General features: G+C 63.5%; 23 protein-coding genes, 1 tRNA gene and 1 pseudogene. 17 read left to right on the forward strand and 8 right to left on the reverse strand.

Annotation, left to right across the window (positions count from 1 at the left end; all coding sequences use genetic code 11):
• The first annotated feature begins 2 nt into the window (after positions 1 to 2).
• The 9 genes from lptC (at position 3) to KQH60_RS13335 (ending at position 7744) form a co-directional block, all read left to right on the forward strand.
• Positions 3 to 608, forward strand: coding sequence for an LPS export ABC transporter periplasmic protein LptC (gene lptC / locus KQH60_RS13295; RefSeq protein WP_237576906.1), 606 nt, complete (start codon positions 3 to 5; stop codon positions 606 to 608).
• A gap of 105 nt (positions 609 to 713) precedes the next feature.
• Positions 714 to 1340, forward strand: a complete 627-nt coding sequence (gene lptA / locus KQH60_RS13300; RefSeq protein WP_237576973.1) for a lipopolysaccharide transport periplasmic protein LptA — start codon at positions 714 to 716, stop codon at positions 1338 to 1340.
• On the forward strand, positions 1337 to 2116 hold the full coding sequence (gene lptB, locus KQH60_RS13305; RefSeq protein WP_237576907.1) for an LPS export ABC transporter ATP-binding protein: 780 nt from the start codon (positions 1337 to 1339) through the stop codon (positions 2114 to 2116). Before lptA ends, lptB begins: the two co-directional genes overlap by 4 nt.
• 171 nt (positions 2117 to 2287) lie before the next feature.
• Positions 2288 to 3802: an RNA polymerase factor sigma-54 gene (locus tag KQH60_RS13310; protein WP_237576908.1), complete on the forward strand. Its 1515-nt coding sequence runs from the start codon at positions 2288 to 2290 to the stop codon at positions 3800 to 3802.
• A gap of 187 nt (positions 3803 to 3989) precedes the next feature.
• Complete coding sequence (gene raiA, locus KQH60_RS13315) at positions 3990 to 4340, forward strand: ribosome-associated translation inhibitor RaiA (RefSeq protein WP_237576909.1); 351 nt, start codon at positions 3990 to 3992, stop codon at positions 4338 to 4340.
• Between the two features lie 255 nt (positions 4341 to 4595).
• Positions 4596 to 5051 (forward strand): PTS IIA-like nitrogen regulatory protein PtsN, encoded by a 456-nt coding sequence (gene ptsN, locus KQH60_RS13320; RefSeq protein WP_237576910.1) that lies wholly within the window; start codon positions 4596 to 4598, stop codon positions 5049 to 5051.
• A 91-nt stretch (positions 5052 to 5142) separates the two neighbouring features.
• Complete coding sequence (gene hprK, locus KQH60_RS13325) at positions 5143 to 6111, forward strand: HPr(Ser) kinase/phosphatase (protein WP_237576911.1); 969 nt, start codon at positions 5143 to 5145, stop codon at positions 6109 to 6111.
• Between the two features lie 54 nt (positions 6112 to 6165).
• On the forward strand, positions 6166 to 7080 hold the full coding sequence (rapZ, locus tag KQH60_RS13330; protein ID WP_237576974.1) for an RNase adapter RapZ: 915 nt from the start codon (positions 6166 to 6168) through the stop codon (positions 7078 to 7080).
• A gap of 25 nt (positions 7081 to 7105) precedes the next feature.
• Positions 7106 to 7744, forward strand: coding sequence for an LON peptidase substrate-binding domain-containing protein (locus KQH60_RS13335; protein ID WP_237576912.1), 639 nt, complete (start codon positions 7106 to 7108; stop codon positions 7742 to 7744).
• Positions 7745 to 7750: 6 nt separating this feature from the next.
• On the opposite strand, the gene mutY is transcribed toward KQH60_RS13335, so the two are convergent.
• On the reverse strand, positions 7751 to 8875 hold the full coding sequence (gene mutY / locus KQH60_RS13340) for an A/G-specific adenine glycosylase (RefSeq protein WP_237576913.1): 1125 nt from the start codon (positions 8873 to 8875) through the stop codon (positions 7751 to 7753).
• Positions 8876 to 8884: 9 nt separating this feature from the next.
• Positions 8885 to 9715 (reverse strand): bifunctional DNA-formamidopyrimidine glycosylase/DNA-(apurinic or apyrimidinic site) lyase, encoded by an 831-nt coding sequence (mutM, locus tag KQH60_RS13345; protein WP_237576914.1) that lies wholly within the window; start codon positions 9713 to 9715, stop codon positions 8885 to 8887.
• A gap of 91 nt (positions 9716 to 9806) precedes the next feature.
• Between mutM and KQH60_RS13350 the strand changes: the two genes are divergently transcribed.
• The 7 genes from KQH60_RS13350 (at position 9807) to pth (ending at position 15971) form a co-directional block, all read left to right on the forward strand.
• Positions 9807 to 11597: a tetratricopeptide repeat protein gene (locus tag KQH60_RS13350; RefSeq protein ID WP_237576915.1), complete on the forward strand. Its 1791-nt coding sequence runs from the start codon at positions 9807 to 9809 to the stop codon at positions 11595 to 11597.
• 110 nt (positions 11598 to 11707) lie between these two features.
• Positions 11708 to 12292 carry a lipoprotein insertase outer membrane protein LolB gene (gene lolB / locus KQH60_RS13355; protein ID WP_237576975.1) on the forward strand — a complete coding sequence of 195 codons (585 nt, stop codon included), beginning with the start codon at positions 11708 to 11710 and terminating at the stop codon, positions 12290 to 12292.
• Positions 12293 to 12326: 34 nt separating this feature from the next.
• Positions 12327 to 13229: a 4-(cytidine 5'-diphospho)-2-C-methyl-D-erythritol kinase gene (ispE, locus tag KQH60_RS13360; RefSeq protein WP_237576976.1), complete on the forward strand. Its 903-nt coding sequence runs from the start codon at positions 12327 to 12329 to the stop codon at positions 13227 to 13229.
• Positions 13230 to 13281: 52 nt separating this feature from the next.
• A tRNA-Gln gene (locus KQH60_RS13365) sits at positions 13282 to 13358 on the forward strand.
• An 81-nt stretch (positions 13359 to 13439) separates the two neighbouring features.
• Positions 13440 to 14393, forward strand: coding sequence for a ribose-phosphate pyrophosphokinase (locus KQH60_RS13370; RefSeq protein ID WP_237576916.1), 954 nt, complete (start codon positions 13440 to 13442; stop codon positions 14391 to 14393).
• A gap of 186 nt (positions 14394 to 14579) precedes the next feature.
• Positions 14580 to 15197 (forward strand): 50S ribosomal protein L25/general stress protein Ctc, encoded by a 618-nt coding sequence (locus KQH60_RS13375; protein ID WP_237576917.1) that lies wholly within the window; start codon positions 14580 to 14582, stop codon positions 15195 to 15197.
• A 165-nt stretch (positions 15198 to 15362) separates the two neighbouring features.
• Positions 15363 to 15971 (forward strand): aminoacyl-tRNA hydrolase, encoded by a 609-nt coding sequence (gene pth / locus KQH60_RS13380; protein ID WP_237576918.1) that lies wholly within the window; start codon positions 15363 to 15365, stop codon positions 15969 to 15971.
• A 46-nt stretch (positions 15972 to 16017) separates the two neighbouring features.
• Here pth and KQH60_RS13385 read toward each other — a convergent pair whose 3' ends face one another.
• The 3 genes from KQH60_RS13385 to rsmD all read right to left on the reverse strand — a co-directional run bounded on the left by KQH60_RS13385 (position 16018) and on the right by rsmD (position 17867).
• A complete protein-coding gene (locus KQH60_RS13385) occupies positions 16018 to 16290 on the reverse strand; it encodes a YfhL family 4Fe-4S dicluster ferredoxin (protein ID WP_237576919.1) in 273 nt (90 codons plus the stop codon).
• A gap of 208 nt (positions 16291 to 16498) precedes the next feature.
• Complete coding sequence (coaD, locus tag KQH60_RS13390) at positions 16499 to 17002, reverse strand: pantetheine-phosphate adenylyltransferase (protein ID WP_237576977.1); 504 nt, start codon at positions 17000 to 17002, stop codon at positions 16499 to 16501.
• A 151-nt stretch (positions 17003 to 17153) separates the two neighbouring features.
• Positions 17154 to 17867 (reverse strand): 16S rRNA (guanine(966)-N(2))-methyltransferase RsmD, encoded by a 714-nt coding sequence (rsmD, locus tag KQH60_RS13395; RefSeq protein ID WP_237576920.1) that lies wholly within the window; start codon positions 17865 to 17867, stop codon positions 17154 to 17156.
• A 477-nt stretch (positions 17868 to 18344) separates the two neighbouring features.
• On the opposite strand from rsmD, the gene ftsY reads away from it, so the two are divergent.
• Positions 18345 to 19661, forward strand: coding sequence for a signal recognition particle-docking protein FtsY (ftsY, locus tag KQH60_RS13400; RefSeq protein ID WP_237576978.1), 1317 nt, complete (start codon positions 18345 to 18347; stop codon positions 19659 to 19661).
• A 30-nt stretch (positions 19662 to 19691) separates the two neighbouring features.
• On the opposite strand, the gene KQH60_RS13405 is transcribed toward ftsY, so the two are convergent.
• The 3 genes and pseudogenes from KQH60_RS13405 to KQH60_RS13415 form a co-directional block, all read right to left on the reverse strand.
• A complete protein-coding gene (locus tag KQH60_RS13405; protein ID WP_237576921.1) occupies positions 19692 to 20330 on the reverse strand; it encodes a LysE/ArgO family amino acid transporter in 639 nt (212 codons plus the stop codon).
• Positions 20331 to 20444: 114 nt separating this feature from the next.
• Positions 20445 to 20564 (reverse strand): annotated as a pseudogene (locus KQH60_RS13410) (maleylacetoacetate isomerase); the annotation flags it as partial.
• Between the two features lie 34 nt (positions 20565 to 20598).
• Complete coding sequence (locus tag KQH60_RS13415; protein WP_237576922.1) at positions 20599 to 21294, reverse strand: fumarylacetoacetate hydrolase family protein; 696 nt, start codon at positions 21292 to 21294, stop codon at positions 20599 to 20601.
• Positions 21295 to 21363: the final 69 nt, after the last annotated feature.

Raw genomic sequence — 21363 nt, forward strand, 5'->3', positions numbered from 1 at the left:
CGATGCGTGAGATGCGCCTGTCCGCCTGGTTGCCGCTCGTGATCATGGCGGTGCTCGCCGCCGGCACGTACTGGCTGCTGCAAAACACGCTGCCGCGCCCGGCGCAGATGGTATCGGCAGACAAAGCGCATACGCCGGACTATTTCGCCGACCAGTTTTCGATCTCAATGCTGGACGAAAGTGGCGTGACGCAGTACCGGATCGCGGCCGCGTCGATGGTCCACTACGAGGACGATGCGGCGACGCACGCGACGCTGCCGGCAATCCGCGCGTTCACGCCGGGCCAGCCGGTCGTCACGGCCACCGGCAAGCGCGCTGTCATCAATGCGGACGGCTCGATCGTGGACCTGTACGACGACGCGCACATCGTGCGCGACGCGGGTTTGACCGATCCGCGGATGCAAGCCGACTCCGAGCACTTCCGTGTGCTGGCCAACGACGACATCATCGAAACCGAAAAGCCGGTTAAACTGCTGCGCGGCCTGTCCCAGATGACGGCCAATGGCATGATCTACAATAACGTGACCCGGGAAATGCGTCTGCTCGGCCAGGTACACGGCATGATTGCCGCGTCCGACACAGCGGCGGGCGGACCGTTCGATCAATGACGGGCACCTCTTTCTCGCACGACGCGCATGAACCCAATGTTTGACCGCCCCATGCCCGCGCGCACGCTACATTCGAAGCGCTGCGCCGGGGCGAGCCGCGCCCGCATGGCAGGCGGGCGGATCGTGTCGACGCTGGCCGTCGCGCTGCCGCTTGCGCTGTCGCTGTGCGTCGCGCACGCCGAGCGCGCGGACCGCGACAAGCCGCTGAACATCGAAGCGGACAACATGACGTACGACGACCTAAAGCAACTGACGGTCTTCACCGGCCACGTCGTCGCGACCAAGGGCACGATCCTAATCCGGGCGGACCGCATAGACGTCAAGCAGGACCCGCAAGGCTACCAGCACGCCACCGGCACCAGCAACGGCAGCACGCTGTCATATTTCCGGCAGAAGCGCGACGGCATGGACGAATACATCGAGGGCAACGCGGCGCGCATCGACTACGATGGCAAGCAGGACCTAACGACTTTGACCACGCGCGCCGTCGTGCGACGCCTGCGGGGGTTATCTAAGCTCGTCGATGAAGTGCGCGGCAGCGTGATCACCTACGATGGCCAAAAGGACTTTTACACCGCCCAGTCGGGCAAGGATGTCGCGGGACCGGGCAATCCGAGCGGCCGCGTGCGCGCGATGCTCACGCCCAGCACGGGGGGCGGCGCGCTGCTCCAACCCGCCAGCGACGTGACGCTGACCCCATCCACGACGCCGCAACGAACGTCGCAGCCATGAACACATCGGTTCCCCCCGTGCCTATCCCGGCTGCGGCCAGCACGCTGTCGGTGCGCAACTTGCGCAAGCGTTACGGCGCGCGCACCGTCGTCAAAGACGTGTCGCTCGACGTGAAAAGCGGTGAAGTGGTTGGGCTGCTCGGACCGAACGGCGCCGGCAAGACGACCTCATTCTATATGATCGTCGGACTGGTGCCGCTCGATGGCGGGGAGATCATGCTCGACGGCACGTCGATCAGCTTGCTGCCGATCCACAAGCGCGCCCGGATGGGGTTGTCCTATCTGCCGCAGGAGGCGTCGGTATTCCGCAAGCTGTCCGTCAACGAGAACATCCGCGCGGTGCTAGAGTTGCAACGGGACGAGCATGACAAGCCGCTGTCCAAGCAAGCGGTATCGGCACGCGCCGACGCGTTGCTCGAGGAGTTGCAAATCGCGCACTTGCGCGACAATCCGGCGATGTCGCTGTCCGGCGGCGAGCGCCGCCGTGTCGAGATCGCGCGCGCACTCGCCACTCGCCCCAGCTTTATCCTGCTGGACGAACCGTTTGCCGGCGTGGACCCGATCGCCGTGCTGGAAATCCAGAAGATCGTGCGTTTTTTGAAAGAGCGCGGCATCGGCGTGTTGATCACGGATCATAACGTGCGCGAGACGCTCGGCATCTGCGACCACGCGTACATTATCAGCGATGGCAGCGTGCTTGCGGCCGGCGCGCCCAAGGAAATCATCGCGAACGAGAACGTACGCCGCGTGTACCTGGGCGAGCATTTTCGTATGTAGTGCCTTCACTGGAGCGCACTCCCGCTCCAGCCAGCGCAGATTTAGCGACGCCGCCGTGCCAGCGGTTGGCTCGCACGCGCCGACTCGACCCACCATGCACAAAACGGGCCAACGTGTTTCCTCAAGGTTCCGCCAACGTGGCAAACTGTCTACAATGAAAAGCGATTTGCCATGAAAGCAAGCCTTCAACTCCGTCTATCACAGCATTTGGCGCTGACTCCGCAATTGCAGCAGTCGATCCGGCTACTGCAGCTGTCGACGCTCGAATTGCAGCAGGAGGTCGCCACGGCGATCTCGCAGAATCCTTTGCTGGAGAACGAGGACGATTGGATCGCGAGCCCGTTGCGGGTCGCCGCGGACGGCTCACTGGTGCCGTCGCAAGGCAGCGCGCTGCCCACCGGCATGGCCGAGGCGCCGACACTGGTGCCCGGCGGCGCGAACGGTGAGCGCGCGCAAAGCGCGGAGCCGGCCGCCATTGATGAATACAACGGCATGAGCAGCGACAACGGCACCGACACGGCGTCGTGGAACCTGGACGACTATGTGCGTTCCGGTGTCGCCTCCGACGACGATGACATGCCGCCGCTGCAGCTTCACGAATCCACGGTCAGCCTGCGCGAGCATTTAGGCGCGCAGTTGCGTCTGACCCAAGCTAGCCCGCGCGACCGCGCGCTGGTCACGTTTCTAATCGAGTCGCTGGACGACGATGGCTATCTGAGTGCGAGCTGCGACGAAATCCTCGCCGATTTGCCGGCCGAGCTCGAGGTTGACGCCGATGAACTGAACGCAGCGCTCGCGCTGCTGCACAGCTTCGATCCAGCTGGGGTCGGGGCGCGCTCGGCATCCGAATGCCTGAAGCTGCAATTGTTGCGGCTAGAGCCGAGCGCCACGCGCACGCTGGCGCTGGAAATCGTGTCGAACTACTTGGAGTTGCTGGCGGCGCGCGACTTCACGCGCCTGCGCAAGCACCTGAAAGCCAGCGACGACGCGCTGCGCGACGCGCACGCGCTGATCCGCTCGCTCGAGCCGTTCCCCGGCGCCGCGTACGGCAAGGCCGAGGCCGACTACGTGGTGCCGGACATCATCGTGAAGAAAACCTCGCAGGGATGGCAAGCGGAGTTGAACCCCGAAGTCGTGCCGCGGCTGCGGGTCAACCACTTATACGCAAACATCCTGCGTAGCAACCGGGGCGACCCGAGCAGTGGTTCGTTGCGCCAGCAACTGCAAGAAGCGCGCTGGCTGATCAAGAACATCCAGCAACGATTCGACACGATTTTGCGCGTCGCACAAGCGATCGTCGAGCGTCAACGCAATTTTTTCATGCATGGCGAGATCGCGATGCGCCCCTTGGTTTTACGAGAAATTGCTGATACGCTGGGCTTGCACGAGTCGACCGTATCGCGGGTGACGACCGGGAAGTACATGCTGACGCCCTTCGGGACGCTCGAGTTCAAGTACTTCTTTGGCTCACACGTGTCGACCGACACCGGGGGCGTGGCATCATCCACCGCGATCCGCGCGCTCATCAAGCAACTGATAGGAGCCGAAGACCCGAAATCACCGCTTTCAGACAGCCGCATCGCTGAACTGCTGGCCGAACAGGGCTTCGTGGTCGCACGCCGAACCGTGGCGAAATATCGCGAAGCGCTGAAGATTCCGGCTGTTAGCATGCGTAAGTCGTTGTAAGCCTACTGCATGTTGCGGTGGGCGTTGACCGGCCGCGACGCTTGGATAGGATATGGTCAGGAGCCGGCCGATATTGGCCCGCCACTCCTTTTCGTCACGACGGGGTGCACGCCACAAGCGGGCCGAGGCTCGAGCGGCACCGGATCATGCCTTTGCGCTAGCGGCTATTGAGCACGGAGAGGCAGCTATGAATTTGAAGATCAGTGGACACCACCTGGACGTCACGCCCGCCCTGCGCGATTATGTGGTCGCGAAGCTCGAACGCGTGCTCAGGCATTTTGACCAGGTGATCGATGGTACTGTGCTACTAGCCGTGGACAATCACAAGGAAAAGGAAAAACGGCAAAGGGTGGAGGTCAACCTGCACCTGAAGGGCAAGGACATCTTTGTCGAGAGCGCGAATGGCGACCTGTACGCGGCAATCGACATGCTGATCGACAAACTCGACCGTCAGGTATTGCGTTACAAGGACCGGCTGCAAGGCCACCAGCACGAGGCGATCAAATACGTGCCGGTTCCCGAGCAACCGGCATCCTGAGCGCGGATCGGCTCCGCGTTGGCAAAGCCGCCCGCGCCAGGCGGCTTTTTCATTACACGCGTGCGTTGTATTGCATGGAGTGAACCCGCGTTTGCGCGTTGCACCATGCGCAACTCGCCTGATCTATAATATTTTGGTTACCATCTTTGCCACCTATAAAATTATCAGCCGAAAAGCGTCTGCCGTGAGTCGTCGCGCGGCCCCCGGTGCTGGCCGACAGCCCGTGCGCGATACAACTGCTTTTCGCCTGTCCCTATGAATCGTCTAGCTAAAATTCTGCCAATCGAGAATGTTGTGCTGGGTCTGTCCGTGACCAGCAAGAAGCGGGTTTTCGAACAAGCCGGCCTAATCTTTGAAAATCAAAACGGCATTGCCCGCGGCGTCGTCACCGATAACCTGTTTGCGCGCGAACGGCTCGGCTCGACCGGTCTCGGCGAAGGCGTGGCGATCCCACATGGGCGCATCAAAGGGCTGAAGCAGCCGCTGGCGGCATTCGTGCGGCTGACCGAACCCATTCCGTTCGAGTCGCCGGACGGGCAACCGGTCCAATTGCTGATCTTCTTGCTTGTGCCAGAACAAGCGACGCAGCAACATCTCGAAATCCTGTCCGAGATCGCACAACTGTTGTCGGACCGACACGCGCGCGAGAGTCTGTCCACCGAGCCGGACCGTGACGCGCTGCACCAACTGCTGACTCAGTGGCAACCCTAATCCCGCGACGCGTGCGCTTCCAACACAATGGACTCAGGCGCATGCGCACCGCACGGAGCAGCGCCGCGCGACGCAACCCGAGAAGGCCACTATGGATACGTCCAGCATCAACGCGCAAAGCATCTTCGATGACAACGCCGCTTCGCTTAAGCTAAGTTGGCTAACGGGTCACGAAGGTTGGGACCGCGGTTTCTCGACGGAAACCGTTGCCAATGCGACCTCCAGCGCCGATCTGGTCGGCCACTTGAACCTGATCCATCCGAATCGGATCCAGGTGCTGGGCGAAGCCGAGGTCAACTACTACCAGCGGCAAAGCGATGAGGACCGCTCGCGCAACATGGCCGAGCTCATCGCCCTTGAACCGCCGTTCCTGGTCGTGGCTGGCGGCGTAGCGGCACCGCCAGAGTTGGTGCTTCGTTGCACGCGCTCCTCGACGCCGCTGTTCACCACGCCGATGTCCGCCGCCGCCGTGATCGACAGCCTGCGGCTGTACATGTCACGTATCCTTGCGCCGCGCGCAACGCTGCACGGCGTGTTCCTCGACATCCTCGGCATGGGGGTGCTGTTGACCGGCGACTCGGGGCTGGGCAAGAGCGAACTGGGGCTGGAGCTCATCAGCCGCGGCCACGGGCTGGTTGCGGACGATGCGGTCGACTTCGTGCGGCTTGGCCCAGATTTCGTCGAGGGCCGCTGCCCGCCGCTGCTGCAGAACCTGCTGGAGGTACGCGGCCTCGGGCTGCTCGACATCAAGACGATTTTCGGCGAAACCGCGGTGCGTCGAAAGATGAAGCTCAAGCTAATCGTGCAGTTGGTCCGCCGCCCCGACGGCGAATTTCAACGCCTGCCGCTAGAAAGCCAGACGGTTGACGTGCTGGGTTTGCCGATTAGCAAGGTCACGATCCAGGTGGCAGCCGGCCGCAACCTCGCCGTACTGGTCGAAGCCGCCGTGCGCAACACGATTCTGCAATTGCGCGGCATCGATACGTTGCGCGATTTCATGGAGCGCCAGCGGCTCGCGATGCAGGACCCGGACGGACAATTTCCAGGCAAGCTGACCTGAAGCGGCCCGAAGCGCCACAGCGCTGCTATGATGAAACGCATGAACCCTGACTCGATGCGAATCATCCTGATCACCGGCATGTCCGGGTCGGGCAAATCGGTGGCGCTCGCGGCGCTCGAGGATGCCGGCTACTATTGCGTCGACAACCTGCCGCCACGGTTCCTGCCGGAACTCGTGGCGTTCCTGTCCCGGCAGGGCCAGGCGCGGCTCGGCGTCGCGATCGACGCGCGCTCGGCGCGCTCGCTGGACGAAATGCCGGAAATTATCCGTGCACTGGGCCGCACCCACGACGTTCGCGTGCTGTTCTTGAACGCGAGCACGCAATCACTGATCCAGCGGTTCTCCGAGACACGCCGCAAGCACCCGCTGTCCGCGTCAATGGCGGACGGCACGTCCGATGGCACGCAGGCTTCGCTGGCCGATGCAATCGAGCACGAACGCGAGTTGGTGGCCAATCTGGCGGAATTCGGGCACCACATCGACACCAGCAGCCTGCGCGCGAACACGCTGCGCGCCTGGGTCAAGCAGTTCATCGAACACGACCAGACCGGTCTCGCGCTGATGTTCCAGTCGTTCGGCTTCAAGCGCGGCATTCCGCTGGACGCCGATCTGGTATTCGACGTGCGGACCCTGCCCAATCCCTATTACGACCGAGAGTTGCGGCCGCTGACGGGGCTCGATCAGCCGGTGATCGACTTTCTTGCCGCCACGCCGCTGGTCGGCACAATGATCGAGGATATCGCCGAGTACCTGTCCAAGTGGTTGCCGCATTTTCGCGACGACAATCGCGCGTACCTGACCGTGGCGATCGGCTGCACCGGCGGGCAGCATCGATCCGTCTACATTGCCGAGGCGCTCGCCGCGCGCTTCGCAAGTGACGCCAACGTGCTGGTGCGGCATCGCGAGATCGCCGGCGCGCGCGGTGGCAGCGCGCCGTTTGCCAACACATCGGCCCGAGCGCCCGGCTAGCCGCGCCAAACCGAGCACGAAACGTATGTCAACCGTCCCGTCCGATACCCTTGCCGAGTTGCCTCTGTTCCCGTTGCGCACGGTGCTGTTTCCGGGTGGCCTGCTGCCGTTGAAGGTGTTTGAGGCCCGCTACCAGGACATGACCCGCGACTGCCTGCGCGACCACGCGCCGTTCGGCGTATGCCTGCTCAAGAGCGGCAGCGAGGTGATCCAGCCGGACAATCCGCCGGTGCCCGAATCGATCGGCTGCCTGGCCGAGATCGTCGATTGCGACGTGGAGCGTTTCGGCCTGATGCATATTCGCACCCAAGGCACGCGCCGCTTCCGGTTGTTGTCGCATCGGACCGAGACCAACGGCTTGCTGCGCGGCCAGGTGCAGTTGCTGCCCGAGGACCGCCCGCTGAGCGGCGATGAGCGCGTCGCGAAGTTCGGCGCGTGTGCAGAGGTGCTCGAGCGGATCGTCGCCACGCTGTCCGAGCGCGACCCGGGCCATCTGCCATTTATCGAGCCGTACGCATTCGACGATCCAAGCTGGGTATCCAACCGGCTCGCCGAAGTCCTGCCAATTTCCACGCGCGCGCGGCAAAAACTGATGGAAGTCCTCGATGCCGGCGCGCGGATCGACGTCGTGCACCACTACATGCTGCAGCACCAACTGCTGTAGCCCGGACTACAACAACGTTCCGTCCAGCGCATCGAGCAGCTTGCGCACCGGCGCGGGCAGGCCATAGTCGCCAATGGCATCCAGCCGCACCCATGCCGTGTGCGCGTCGCGCGCGGCGGCCCGCGGCTCGTCCACCAGTTGCGCGAGCCGCGGCTCGATTTCGAGGCGAAAATGCGTGAACGTGTGTGCTAGCGGGGCAAGCGGCGCCAGCACGACCGGCGCACCACTGAGTTGCGCCGCGCGCGCGGCGAGCCCGTCCACGTCCGGCGCCTCGGGCAAGCTCCAGAGCCCGCCCCAGATACCCAACGGCGGGCGTTTCTCGAGCAGCACCTGATCGGCACTGCGCAGCACCAGCATCATCGTGCGGCGCGTTGGCACAGCCTTCCTGGGCCTCGCCGCCGGCAACTCACGTTGCCGGCCCGTCAGATTGGCCACGCACGCGTGCGCGAACGGGCAGCGACCACAATCGGGCCGGCTGCGTACGCACAGCGTCGCCCCCAGGTCCATCAGTCCTTGCGTATACGCCACAATGGGTTCGACCGGTGCGCCCTCGCGCTGACGTACGTCATCGGATGCGTCATTGGATGCGTCATCGGCCGCCGGCAACAACGACTCAGCTAGCGCCCACATCGCGGTCTCCACGCGCTTATCGCCCGGAAAGCCGTCAATCCCGAAAATCCGCGCGAGCACGCGCTTGACATTACCGTCTAGAATCGGCGAGCGCACGCCGAACGAGAATGCGGCAATGGCCGCCGCCGTCGAGCGGCCAATTCCCGGCAATGCCGCGAGTTGCTCCACGGTTTGCGGGAACGCGCCGCCATACTGCTGGACGACGACCTGTGCGCACCGGTGTAGGTTGCGCGCGCGAGTGTAGTACCCTAATCCACTCCATAGCGCCATCACGTCGTCAGCCGCGGCAGCCGCCAATGCGTGAACGTGAGGAAAGCGTGCGAGAAACTTCAAATAATACGGAATCACCGTCGAGACCTGCGTCTGTTGCAGCATGATCTCGGACAGCCAGACTCGATACGGATCCCGGCTGCGCTGCCACGGCAACTCGTGCCGCCCATGCGTGCGCTGCCACGCGATCAGGCGCGGCGCGAAGTCATCTGGTTCGATGTTGGCCTCCAAGGGGTCAATTCAGCGCTGGCAGCGCGTGCAGTAATAGGTCGAGCGCTGCCCTTGCATGATGTGCCGGATCGGCACGCCGCAGGCATGGCAAGGCAAGCCGGCCCGATCATAGACGAAATAGTCGAGTTGGAAATAACCGCGCTCGCCGTGGCTGCCGACAAAGTCGCGCAACGTGCTGCCACCCTTGTCGATTGCCGCCGCCAGTGTCGCGCGAATGGCGTCGGCAAGCAGTTCGTAGCGCGGCAGCGACACGCGTCCCGCCGGCGTACTCGGCCGAATGCCGGCGCGAAACAGGCTCTCGGACGCATAGATGTTGCCCACGCCGACGACGATGTCGCCGGCCATCAGCGCCTGCTTGATCGACACCGTGCGCCCGCGCGTGCGACGATGCAGCAGCGTGCCCGAAAACGCGCTCGAAAAAGGCTCGACTCCAAGGCTGGCCAGTAATGGGTGCTCGAGCACGTCGCCCACCGCGCGCGGGTGCCACAACACCGCACCGAAGCGGCGCGGGTCGCGAAAGCGCATCACGAACTCATCGAAGATCCAGTCGATATGATCGTGCCGGGCGGCGGGCGGCAACGCGGGCAGGTGGCGCAGCACGCGCAGCGTGCCGGTCATTCCCAAGTGCACGATGAGCCAGCCGTCGTCCAGTTCGAACAACAGGTACTTACCGCGCCGTTCCACTTTGTGGATCACGCGTTGCTCAAGCTCGCGCGCCAGCGTAGCCGGCACCGGCCAGCGCAGCGCGAAATTACGCACGTCAACGCGCTGCACGCGTCGTCCAGCGACATACGGTTCGACTCCGCGTCGCGTCACTTCAACTTCCGGCAATTCTGGCATGTCTAACAGGCAAGCGGATGGACACCTCGTGGTCCACGCCCGCTATTGTAGCCACCGCGTTACAATCCATTGAAACATTGATTGGATTTTCATGAATCTGCTTCTTGCCAAGCTGCTCCACCGGAGCCCAGCGCGCCCGGCGGCGGCCGCTGCGTTGCTTGTCGTCTCGCTCTTGCTCGCACGGCCCGCCGCCGCGCAAGACAACGACTCGCCGGAATTGACCGATATCATCAGCACGCCGACGCCCGATGAGCAGAAGGCGCTACCGCGCCTGCCGCTGACTAGTCAGGTGGTCTACCAGGTGCTGGCTGCCGAGATCGCCCTGCAGCGCAACCAGCCCGCGCCGGCCTACCAAACTTATCTGGCGCTGGCCCGCGACACCACGGATCCGCGCTTCGCGCAGCGTGCCACGGAAATCGCGCTGCTTGCGCAAAGTCCGGTCGACGCGCTGAACGCGGCACAGCTGTGGCAACAGTACGCGCCTCAGTCGGACCGTGCCGCGCAAATCGATGCGTCGCTGCTGGTGCTGGCCGGCAAGCCCGACGAAGCCAAGCCGCTGCTGGAGCAGCAATTGGCCAAGGTCGCGCCGGACCATCGCGGCAATGCGCTGATCGGGCTGCAAATGCTGCTGGCGCGCAGCCCAAACCGCACGTCGGGCCTGCATGTGCTGCAAAAATTGTTGCGCCACGACATGGACAAGCCAGAGGCGAACTACGCGATCGCCCGGCAGCAGGCGCTTGCGCAGGACCGCGATGGTGCACGCCAGTCGCTGCACACCGCGCTGAAGGAAAAGCCCGACTTCCTGCCTGCGGTGCTGCTGCTCGCGCAACTCGGCCCGCAGGATTGCGCGGAGGCCACGCAGCGGCTGTCGCAATATGTTCGGAAGCATCCGCAGGCGCGCGAGGCGCGGATGTCGCTCGCCCAGTTGTATCTGGCCAGCGACCGGTTGGACGACGCGAAGCTCGAGTTCACGCGACTGGCCAACGACGACAGCCACGACCTGCTGCCATTGATGGCGCTCGCGCTGATCGAGATCCAACAGCGGCACTTGCCGAGCGCGAAGCAATACCTGCAACAGTATGTCGCGGCCGCGCAGAGCCAGCCAAAAGCCGATCCAGGCCAGGCATACCTGTATTTGGCGCAGATCGCGCTCGAGCAAAAGGATGACCAGGCTGCGTCGCAATGGCTGGACAAGATCCCGCCCGGCAGCACGCAATACCTAGCGGGACACATCACGCGCGCGCAAATCATCGCGCGCGACGGCAAGGTCGATGACGCGCGCAACCAGCTCGCCGCACTCAAGCCGGCGTCGTCGAGCGAAGCGGCGCTGATCGCGCGCACCGACGGCGCGATCCTGTTCGACGCCAAGCGCTATGCCCAAGCTGAGACGCGGCTCGCGCAAGCGGCCAAGGCGTTCCCGGACGATCCGGACCTGCTCTACGACTACGCGATGGCCGCCGAACGCAACGGTCACTACGACGTCATGGAAAAGCAATTGCGCGATCTGATCCGGCTGCAACCGGAGAACCCGCAGGCTTATAACGCACTGGGCTATTCGCTCGCGGACCGCAACCAACAGCTGGACGAGGCCAACAAGCTGATCGAGAAAGCATCATCACTGGCACCGAACGATGCGTTCATCATGGACAGCGTCGGCTGGATCAAGTATCGGCTCGGCAACAAGGCCGATGCGGTCAAGGTGCTGCGTCGCGCGTACGACGTGCAGCCGAACGCGGAGATCGGCGCGCATCTGGGCGAAGTGCTGTGGGAAAACGGCGATCGCGATCAGGCCCGCGCGGCGTGGCGCGACGCACAGAAGCTCGAACCGCACAACGACACGCTGGTCAAGACACTGAAACGTTTCCAGATCGACGACCTGTGATGAACCGAGTTCCCCTACTGGCCGGGTCACGCGCTCGGCTTGCTCAGCGTGTATCGTCTGTTCGCCGCATGTTGTGCGGCGCCGCAGGCGGCCCGCGACAGCCGCGTACCATGCGCCACTGGTGTGGCGCGATCGGGCTCGCTGCGCTGCTGGCCGGCTGCGCGACGCCCCAGCGGCCCACCGCGCCCGTTGCCGGCACGGGCGATGCGCAAGCAAGGCAAACCGTGCACGCATACCATGGACGCTTCGCGGTCAGCTACGAGGACCAGACTGGGCAACCACGCAACGCGTATGGCCATTTCGATTGGCAGCAGACTTACCAGAGCGTCAAGCTGCAACTGCTGAATCCGTTCGGTCAAACGCTGGCCATCATCGCATCGGCACCCGGATTGGCCACCCTCGAGTTGCCCAACCAGGCGCCACGGACGGCGCCGAGCGTATCCGAGCTCATGCAGGGCGCACTGGGCTTCCCACTGCCGGTCGAAGGGCTGCGCTACTGGTTGCAACCAGCCGTGTCGCCAGACTCGCGCGCGTCGACGTCGACTGACGGCACCGGCCGCCTGAGCCGCATCGAGCAGGACGGCTGGACGATTGAATATCTGGCGTACGCCGACGCGCCGGCAAGCCGCGTCAAGCGCGTGAATCTGACGCGGCCGACGCCACCACTGTCGGTCAAGCTTGTACTGGACCAATAAGCCGCGCACGGGCATGCACGGCGCGATGAGCACCATGATTGAAACCGAAGACATGCTGCGCGATTGCGCAGCCCCCGCGAAGCTGAACCTTTTTCTACATGTGACTGGCCGCCGCGAGGACGGGTATCACGAGCTACAGACGGTGTTCCAGTTACTGGACTGGAGCGACATGCTCCATTTCCGGCGCCGCGACGATGGCACGGTGCGCCACCTGCGACCATTGGACGGCGTCCCCGAGCAGGCCGATCTCAGCGTTCGAGCGGCGAAACTGCTACAACAGCACAGCGGTTGCCGCTACGGTGTGGAGATTGACATTGACAAGCGCCTGCCGATGGGGGCCGGCATCGGTGGCGGCAGCTCGGATGCGGCAACCACGCTGCTCGCGTTGAACCGGCTATGGCGGCTGCATCTGCCGCGTGCGACGCTGCAAGCGCTGGCCCTGGAACTGGGCGCCGACGTGCCGTTCTTCGTATTCGGACGCAATGCATTTGCGCAAGGCGTGGGCGATCAACTGCAACCGGTTCAGCTGCCGGCGCGCACGTTCCTGGTGGTTAAACCCGCGGTGCATGTGCCGACCGCTGAAATTTTCCGATCCGAGGCATTGACAAGAGACACTAAACGCATCACAATTATGGACTTTCTTGCACGGCAAAACATCGCCGATGACAATCAGGCAAGCAAGACGGGTTGGCCAGATAATTTTGGCCGAAACGACATGCAGCCGATTGTCGCGGGAAAATACGCAGAAGTGGCGCAAGTGTTGGATTGGTTTTCGACCATCGCGCCAGCGCGCATGACGGGATCGGGTGCAAGTGTGTTCGCAGCATTTCCCGGCAGAATGGAAGCGGAGTTAGCGCAAGCAAAGCTCCCCGTCGGCTGGCAAAGTGCGATAGCATCGAGCCTGGACCGCCATCCGTTGTACACTTTTGCGTCATAAAAGGTTTCGCCGCGTCGGGTACGAGAGTCCCGGCCAGGCAGACGGTTCGTGTAGGGGAGTCGCCAAGTTGGTTAAGGCACCGGATTTTGATTCCGGCATTCGAGGGTTCGAGTCCTTCCTCCCCTGCCAGTTACCCATAGCGCGGGCATGCTCTTGCCTTGGCGCCACACACTCCATCCCATGCCACGCCCCCCGAGTAGCAGGTGCACGATGAACAGTGACGGCCTGATGGTATTTACTGGCAACGCGAATCCCTCGCTTGCGCAGGAAGTCGTCAAAACCCTGGGTATTCCTCTTGGCAAGGCGATGGCCAGCCGCTTCTCGGACGGAGAAATCCAGGTCGAGATCCAGGAGAACGTCCGCGGCAAGGATGTGTTTGTCTTGCAGTCGACTTGCGCGCCGACGAACGACAACCTGATGGAGTTGATGATTATGGTCGACGCGCTCAAGCGCGCATCGGCCGGACGAATCACGGCCGCCATCCCATACTTCGGCTATGCGCGGCAGGACCGCCGCCCGCGCTCGGCGCGTGTTGCGATCTCCGCGAAGGTCGTCGCCAACATGCTGGAAATCGCCGGTGTTGAACGGATCATCACGATGGATCTGCACGCCGATCAGATTCAGGGTTTCTTCGACATTCCGGTTGACAACATCTACGCGACGCCGGTACTACTCGGCGACCTGCGCAAGCAAGCATACGACGACTTGCTGGTCGTGTCACCGGACGTGGGCGGCGTGGTACGCGCACGTGCGCTGGCAAAGCAGCTGAACACCGATCTGGCGATCATCGACAAACGCCGCCCGAAGGCGAACGTCGCCGAAGTGATGAACATTATCGGCGAAGTCGAGGGTCGCACGTGCGTGATCATGGACGACATGGTCGACACCGCCGGCACGCTGTGCAAGGCCGCCCAAGTGCTGAAGGAGCGCGGCGCGAAGAAGGTGTTCGCGTATGCGACGCATCCCGTGCTATCCGGTGGTGCGATCCAGCGCATCGCGGACTCGGCGCTCGACGAGCTGGTCGTCACCGACACGATTCCGCTCGGAAAGGACGCGTTGGAATGCTCGCGGATCCGCGCGCTGTCATGTGCGGGCCTGCTCGCCGAGACGTTCTCGCGGATTCGTCGCGGTGACTCGGTGATGTCGCTGTTCGCCGAACATTGACGATGGCTGTATTTCGGCAAAGCCACCATTGAGTGGCGCTGCCGGCCCGCGGTGCGCAGTCACGAACGCGCGCCGCGTATTTCGGGGTTGACTGAATCCATGCCGGATTCGATGGCCCCGTTTTGATGACCCGGGCAGTTTGCCCGGACCCACTGCCTGGTCGCGGGCAGTCATTGGAGAGACAACATGAAAGTAGTCGCTTTCGAGCGTAGCCAGCAGGGAACGGGTGCGAGCCGCCGCCTGCGCAATGCCGGCAAGACGCCGGGAATCGTGTACGGCGCTGGCACCGAACCGAAGTTGATTGAGTTGGATCATAATGCGCTGTACCACGCGCTGAACAAGGAAGCGTTCCATTCGTCGATTCTCGATCTCGAGATCGCCGGTGCGACCGAACAAGTGCTGCTGCGTGACGTTCAGTACCATCCGTTCCGCCGGCTGGTGCTGCACGTGGACTTCCAGCGTGTCGATGCGAAGACGAAGATCACGGTGAAAGTCCCGCTGCACTACATGAACCAAGAAGGCTCGCCGGCGGTGAAGCTCGGTGGCGGCGTGATCACGCACGTGCTGAACGAAATCGAAGTATCGTGCCTGCCGGGCAACCTGCCCGAGTTCATCGAAGTCGATCTGGCCAACTTCGAGTTGAATCAGTCGTTGCACGCGAAGGATGTCAAGCTGCCGGCCGGTGTCGAACTGACGCCGCACGGCGCGCAGGAAAACCCGGTGATCGTGTCGGCAACGCTGCCCGCGGGCGCGGTGTCGGACGAAGCAGGCGAATCGTCGGAAGGCGGCACGCCGGCCGCCTAACGCGGTACGGACACTGCATACGGGAACGCAGCACTGCGTGCCTGTCACATAATAGAATCGATCCTCTCGATCCGCTGGTACGATGTGACGAAGTCGGATCAGCGGGACGAAGTACCCGCCGAGGCCATGCCCGGCGGGTTTTTTTTAACCGAATTCACGACCGTCATGATCAAGTTGATTGTCGGACTTGGCAATCCGGGCGCCGAATACGCAGCCACGCGGCACAATGCGGGATTCTGGTTCATCGACCGGCTCGCACGCGAAGCAGGCGCCACACCGCGCGACGAACGGCGCTTTCACGGCACCTATGCGAAGGCGCGCCTGCACGGAGAGGAAATCCACTTGCTGCAGCCCCAAACGTTCATGAACCGGTCCGGGTTGTCCGTGGTGGCAGTGGCACAGTTCTTCAAAATCCTACCCCCATCCATCCTCGTCGTTCATGACGAGTTGGACTTGCCGCCGGGCGTCGCGAAACTGAAGTTAGGCGGCGGCAGTGGCGGACACAACGGTCTGAAGGATATTTCCGCTCATCTATCGACGCAGCAATATTGGCGTCTGCGTATCGGCATCGGCCATCCGCGGGACTTGGTTCCGGAGGGCGCGCGCGCGAGCACCCAACCCGACGTGGTCAATTTTGTGCTGAAACCGCCGCGCAAGGAGGAACAGCAACTCATCGACGCAGCCACCCACAAAAGCCTCGCGGTGATGCCATGGATCGTCAGCGGGGAGATGGGACGCGCGATGATGCAACTACACCGCGCTGAAGCACGATAACGTGGCGTAACGGCGGCACAGGATGATTAAACTAGCGCAAAGTGGCTCATCGCTCGCCGTCGGCGCGCTGATCGGCCGCCATCAGCGCGCGATACTTGTCCATTAGCTGCTCGCGGCTCTCAACCCGCTCAGGGTTCACCGGAATGCACTCGACGGGACACACCTGGACGCACTGCGGCTCGTTGAAATGACCGACGCACTCAGTGCATTGATTCGGATCGATCAAATAGATTTCCGGCCCCATCGAAATTGCGCCGTTCGGGCACTCGGGCTCGCAGACGTCGCAATTGATGCACTCGTCGGTAATCATCAAAGCCATACGGCCACCAACTTTCCGAGGAAAAACAATTTATTATAACTTTTCTGGCCTGCTTCTCGGCTGTGCAACGTTGCGTGTCAGCGCAAGGTGAGGATGTCCGGTCCGTGCAAAGTAAGAACGTCCGCTCGGTGGCCTCCAAGCCCAATGCGATAGACCGCGCCGCTTCGACAATACCGCTGCCGCTGCGTCAGTGGGCTCAAGCGGTACTTCACCCGCCGGCCGCGGCACGAGAGGCGCCGGCGACCTTGTCCTTGAGCCACCTCTCAACCGAAGGAAACACGAACTTGCTGACATCGCCGCCCAACTGCGCGATTTCCCGCACGATCGTGCCCGAAATGAATTGATATTGATCGGACGGCGTCATGAACATCGTTTCGACGTCCGGCAGCAGGTAGCGGTTCATTCCCGCCATCTGGAATTCATATTCGAAGTCCGACACGGCACGCAGGCCGCGCACGATCACCCGGGCATGGTTGGCGCGGACAAAGTCTTTGAGCAGCCCCGAGAAACTCATCACTTTCACATTGGGATAGTGACCCAACACCTCCTGCGCGATGTCCAGGCGCTCCTGCAACGAGAAAAACGGCTTCTTGTTGCGACTATCGGCAACCCCGACCACCAGCGTGTCAAAAATGCTGGAGGCACGGCGCACAAGATCTTCATGACCGCGGGTGAGCGGATCAAACGTACCGGGATAGACCGCGACTACCATCACATATTCTCCTCTCGCTTAACAAGCCGGCGGCACGATGCACGGTAGCGCCGGCACTCGCTTCACAATGCCCAGCGGCAAGCGGGACCGGTACAGCGGTGGCCGGCGTGACGTCGCGGGAAAACGCCGCCAGCTCGTTTTTGAACGCGCATTATTCACCATTTTCGCGCCGCAGCAAATGATAATGCACCGCGCCGGCGCGCGCGTGGCGTACGATGCGCCATCCCTGCAGTGACGGCCAGCCGGGCGTGGCGGCGACGCCCTGCTGCCCTTGGGCGTTGCGCACCGCAGCCAATGGCGCACCGGATTCGACATAGATCGCACCGCCGGGCGCCACCAGCGGCAACGCAAGTGTCAGCGCGCGCCCAAGCAGGTCGGCATCGAACGGCGGGTCAAGGAACACGATGTCGAACCCCGCCGGCGTGAGGCCGGCCGCCAGCCGCAACGCATCGGCCTGCACGATCTCGATTGCCCGCGCATCCAACTTTTGCTGGATTGCGCCTAGTTGCGCCGCCGCGCGCGCATCGCGCTCGACCATCACCACACGTTGCGCGCCGCGCGATGCGGCTTCGAAGCCGAGCGCCCCGGTGCCAGCGAATAGGTCCAGGCACACCAGGCCATCCAGTTGCTGGCCCAGCCAGTTGAATAAAGTTTCGCGCACACGGTCCGGCGTCGGCCTGAGCCCCGCCAGATTGAGGACCGGCAGCGGCGTACGCTTCCAGATGCCACCGATGAGGCGGACCTGGTGCGGCGCGTGACGTGTCGCGGCAACGCGGCGCGAAGCTGCGGCACCGGCGGCACGCGTTTGCGCACCGGCGGGGGCGGCAAAAGGCGCACGGGCACGCGTGCGGGACGAATGGCTCATCGATTCATTCCATTAGGCTGTCGTGGCGCGGGAACGGCCGCCGTCGCCGCGCGCAACCAGCCATCCTCCCGCGCCGGGGTTGGAAGAGAGCAACCTTATCATAGCCGGAGCGCAAGCTCAGAAACACATGCAGCGCTCTGCTAGAATGTCCGATCTGCCCCCGGCGCTCCGTTGCCGGCCCCGACGTCGCCCGCCCGCGGCGCGCGTACCGCCACATTGCGAACCATGTTCAGCTTTTTCAAACGATTCAGGAAGGGCGATGCGTCCAGCCAGAAGCAAGACGCGCCCGTAGCGGATTCCGCCTCGCAAACCACCACGTCCGGCACGCCGGCCGCCCCGGACGCGTCTGAAGCGCGTAGTGTGCGGGTCGTGCCGACTGCACCCGCTGCACCTACCGCGCCACCAGCCCTGGCACCGGCATCGGCCACTGCCCCGGCGCCAAGCAACACGCTGGGCGCAACCGGCGCGCCAGGACCCGTGCCCTCCTCCGTCGGATCAGCCCAGCCGGCCGCCGCATTAGCATCCGGGACGTCATCCCCACCCGCGGCTTCGCCGGCGCCGGCGCTCTCGCCATCATCTGCGGCGCCGTCAACACCTGCTGGCGCTGACGCGCCCGCGGCTTCACCAGCGCCCGTTACTTCGCCAACAGCGGCCGCTGCACCGGCGTCAGCCCCCCCATTAGCCGTCACGGCCACCGCGGCACCCGTCGCCTCGCCTAACATCACACCGTCTACAGCCCCGCCGCCCGTTGCGGAAGTCTCGGCCCGATCTGCGTCCGACGTGGCATCGCGGCCCTTGCCCGCCAAGCCTGCTGGAACCGCCACGCAGCAGCCCGTCGGCGACGAGGGCGAAGAGACCGTCGAGATCGTGCCGCCCCCTGCTCCCGAGCCGGCCGCCAAGCGCTCGTGGCTCAGCCGGTTGAAATCGGGGCTGACCAAAACCAGCTCGAGTCTGACCGGCATTTTCATCGGCGTGAAGGTCGACGAGGCGCTGTTTGAGGAGCTCGAGACCGCGTTGTTGATGGCGGATGCCGGTGTGGACGCCACCACTTACCTGCTCGATGCGCTGCGCCAGAAGGTCCGCAGCGAGCGACTGACTGACGCACAACAGGTCAAGGCGGCGTTGCGCACGCTGTTGATCGAATTGCTCACGCCGCTTGAGCAATCGATGGTGCTCGGCCGCGCACAACCGCTGGTGATGATGATTGCCGGCGTCAACGGGGCCGGCAAGACTACGAGCATCGGCAAGCTCGCCAAGCACCTACAGTCGTTTAACCAGTCGGTGATGCTGGCCGCCGGCGACACGTTCCGCGCTGCCGCGCGTGAGCAGTTGGTGATCTGGGGCCAGCGCAACAACGTCGCTGTGATCCAGCAGGAAAGCGGTGACCCAGCCGCGGTAATCTTCGACGCGGTCGGCGCCGCGCGCGCGCGCGGCATCGACGTGCTGATGGCGGACACCGCCGGACGCTTACCGACCCAGTTGCATCTGATGGAGGAGCTACGCAAGGTCAAGCGGGTGATCGGCAAGGCGATGGACGGCGCCCCGCACGAAATACTGCTGGTGCTCGATGCGAATACCGGCCAGAACGCGTTGGCCCAGGTGAAGGCGTTCGACGAGGCGCTGGGATTGACGGGACTCATCGTCACGAAGCTGGACGGTACCGCCAAAGGCGGCATCCTGGCCGCAATTGCGCGCCAACGCCCGGTGCCGGTGTATTTCATCGGCGTTGGCGAGAAGGTCGAGGATCTGCAACCGTTCGTCGCCGCCGAATTTGCCGACGCGCTGCTCGGGTAGGCACGCGGCGCAACGCGTGCCCCGTCCCGATTAGCCGCCTGACACCAGCATCAGCGCGATCCAACCCATCACGCAGGCGATCAGCACATCGAGCACGCGCCACGCGACGTCTTTTTCGAACACCGGCCGTAACAGCCGCGCGCCATAGCCGAGTGCGCAGAACCATACGAGTGACGCGCTCATCGCGCCGAGCGCGAACCACAGGTTGGCCGGCCATGGATGGCGGCCGCCGACCGCGCCGAGCAGCACGACGGTATCGAGATAGACATGCGGATTGAGCAGCGATAATGCGACGATTGTGCCGGCCATGCCAACCGCCGACTGCGCACCGTCCTGATCCGATGCATCGAGGTGGCCCGGCCCTTTCCACGCGCTGTACAGCGCGCGCAGGCCATACAGGAATACAAACAGCGCGCCGACGTATTTGACCACCACGAGCAACGCCGGCACCCGGGTCATCAACGCGCCCATGCCAGCGACGCCCGCCGCGATGAGCATGATATCGATCGACGCGCAGATCGCGACAACCATCCCGACGTGCACGCGTTTGAGACCCTGTCGCAGCACATACGCATTCTGCGCGCCGATCGCGACGATCAGGCTCGCGCACAATCCGAAGCCCGACGCATAGGTCGATCCGAAGAACGGCAATGATTCAGCCCAACTCATTCGGCATCCGGCTGAGCGGCAGGCATAGCATGGCAAAATGTGTCTAATTGCATCGCGTTATCAAAGAGGCGCTGGATCGCGGCAAAGGACACCAAGTCGATGTTGAAGCGTGGCGCGCTGGCCGCCATCCTTCAGCAGGTGCACGGGCACATCCTCATATGATAGGTGCTTTAGATTCAGCGCGATGCGAACACGAAACGACGCAGCACTACAGAAATAGCGGTACAGCTTCATGAGCCTGCTCCTACGACGCGACGCGACGCGCGTGTCAGACTACACGCAATGTCAGTATGTCGAATCCGTCTAGGCCGCCTTCGAGCACATCGCCCTTCGCGACCGCCGCCACCCCTTCCGGCGTTCCGGTATAGACCAGGTCGCCCGCCGCCAGAGTAATGAACCGCGATAAGTAGGCGATCGTTTCCGGCACCGGCCAGCGCATCGCCGACACGTCCGCGCGCTGTCGCGGCGCGCCATTGACCGTCAGCCACAATTGGCCGGCGGCAACGTGCCCGATCTGCGATACCGGATAAATCGGCCCGATCGGCGCGGACAGGTCAAACCCCTTGGCCATGTCCCAAGGACGGCCCAGCTTCTTGGCCTGCGCCTGCAAATCGCGGCGCGTCATGTCCAGCCCGAGCGCGTAGCCGTACACATGCTCCAGCGCGTGCTCCACCGGGATATCGTGTCCCCCGCGTCCGATCGCCACGACCAGTTCCATCTCGTGGTGAACCTCGCCCGACTCAGGCGGATAAGGAAATTCGCCTACGGTCCCGGGCGCCACATACAGCACCGCGTCGGCGGGCTTGCTGAAAAAAAAGGGCGGCTCGCGTTGCGGGTCGTGGCCCATCTCGAGCGCGTGCGCTTCGTAGTTGCGCCCGACACAATAGATACGACGCACCGGAAACCTATCGGACGACTGCGCCACCGGCACCGCAGGGGTCGGCACGTCGAATAAATAATCCATCACATGCTCTCCTGACGCGTGTGAGCACTACATCGATAGCCGCCCGCGGTCCGACCGGCGCGGCGCACG

It is taken from the genome of Mycetohabitans sp. B8, from assembly GCF_021991875.1.
In the GTDB taxonomy this organism is placed as follows: domain Bacteria; phylum Pseudomonadota; class Gammaproteobacteria; order Burkholderiales; family Burkholderiaceae; genus Mycetohabitans.